A 1209-nucleotide genomic window follows, 5' to 3' on the forward strand; every position below is an offset into this window, starting at 1 on the left:
GTCGACGGGGGAGAGTGAACGCAGATCCACCACTTCCAGATCATGGCCCTCTTCTTCGGCGATCCGCGCGGCGTCGAGTGCGGTGGTGACCATGGATCCGTACGCAACCACTGTCGCGTCGTTCCCCGAGCGGGCGACGCGAGCACGGTGGAGCGGAAGCTCGGGCGCGGCATCGGTATTCACGTCGGCGGTATCCCAGTAGCGCCGTTTGGGTTCGAGGAATATCACCGGGTCGTCGGCCGCAATGGATTGGCGGATCATGTGAAAACCGTCGATCGGATTGCTCGGGTACACCACCCGCAGTCCCGCGGTGTGAGCGAAGTACGCTTCCGGCGACTCCGAATGATGTTCCACCGCACCGATTCCGCCGCCACTGGGAATCCGAATCGTCAGTGGCGCAGAGGCAGCGCCTCGGGTGCGGTACTGGATCTTGGCCACCTGCGAGACGATCTGATCGAAAGCCGGGTAGACAAACCCGTCGAATTGAATTTCGCAGACAGGCCGATATCCGCGCAAGGCAAGACCGAAAGCTGTTCCCCCGATCCCTGATTCGGCGAGGGGCATGTCGATCACCCGGGTGTCGCCGAAGTCCTTCTGCAGGGCGTCGGTAACCCGGAATACGCCGCCGAGACGGCCGACGTCCTCGCCCATGATGACAACGCGACGATCGTCTTCGAGTGCGCGTCGAAGGCCGGTGTTGAGCGCGGTCACCAGATTCATGACGGTCATGACGAAGCCCCTTCCAGGCTACGGAGATACGCGCGATGCTCTTCGCGTTCAGCGTCGATCAGTGGGTGTGCCTCGGCGTAGACGTGATCGAAGAGCGCTGACGGGGGCGGATCGGCGAGCGCGATGGTTGCGCGTCGCAGTCCAGCGGCGACGTCGTCGGCGGCTGCCGCGATGGTGCTGAGTTCGTTTTCTCCGAGAAGATCGCGACGGCCGAGGAGCAGACGCATTCGCTCGAGCGGATCGCGGCTTCTCCACTCCGACATATCCGTATCGGTGCGGTACCTGCTCGGATCGTCGGAGGTCGTGTGCGGGCCCATTCTGCAGGTGATCGCCTCGATGAACGTCGGGCCGCTGCCTTCGCGTGCGCGATTGAGCGCCGAGCGCGTCACGGCGAGCACGGCAAGGACGTCGTTACCGTCGACGCGGATCGCGGGGATGCCGTAACCGATTGCCCGATGTGAGATGGGCGTGCGTGACTGG

Annotated in this window: 2 protein-coding genes; both read right to left on the bottom strand. The window is 63.9% G+C overall.

Annotated elements, in window-relative coordinates; all coding sequences use genetic code 11:
* Window positions 1-729, bottom strand: a 729-nt coding sequence (locus A2J01_RS14635) for an alpha-ketoacid dehydrogenase subunit beta (RefSeq protein ID WP_064112970.1), incomplete at its 3' end; no start/stop codon positions are given.
* Window positions 726-1209, bottom strand: a 484-nt coding sequence (locus A2J01_RS14640) for a thiamine pyrophosphate-dependent enzyme (protein ID WP_269455317.1), incomplete at its 5' end; no start/stop codon positions are given. The genes A2J01_RS14640 and A2J01_RS14635, both read right to left, overlap by 4 nt.

The sequence above is a fragment of the Rhodococcus sp. EPR-134 genome, assembly GCF_001647205.1.
Classification (GTDB): Bacteria; Actinomycetota; Actinomycetes; order Mycobacteriales; family Mycobacteriaceae; genus Rhodococcus_F; species Rhodococcus_F qingshengii.